1 protein-coding gene is annotated in these 266 nt (G+C 59.8%); it reads left to right on the forward strand.

Annotation, left to right across the window (positions count from 1 at the left end):
- Positions 1–88: 88 nt before the first annotated feature.
- Positions 89–266 (forward strand): SDR family oxidoreductase (locus tag SB751_RS31310; RefSeq protein WP_410749184.1); only part of this gene is annotated, 178 nt, incomplete at its 3' end.

The following is a 266-nucleotide window of genomic DNA, read 5'->3' on the forward strand; positions in this document are numbered from 1 at the left end:
GCCAAGTCAATTGTGAGAGAATTCTACCCAAACCGCGCGGCGCCGCCTCGTCCGGCGCCCGGCGCATTGACCTGATTTAGGAGAATTCATGGGCTTCCTCGCTGGCAAACGCATCCTGTTGACCGGCTTGCTGTCGAACCGATCGATCGCTTACGGCATTGCGCAGGCGTGCAAGCGCGAAGGCGCAGAACTCGCGTTCACGTACGTCGGCGATCGCTTCAAGGACCGCATCACGGAATTCGCTCAGGAATTCGGCAGCAACCTGG

Origin of the sequence: Cupriavidus sp. SIMBA_020 (genome assembly GCF_046535395.1) — a bacterium.
Lineage (GTDB): Bacteria > Pseudomonadota > Gammaproteobacteria > Burkholderiales > Burkholderiaceae > Cupriavidus > Cupriavidus campinensis.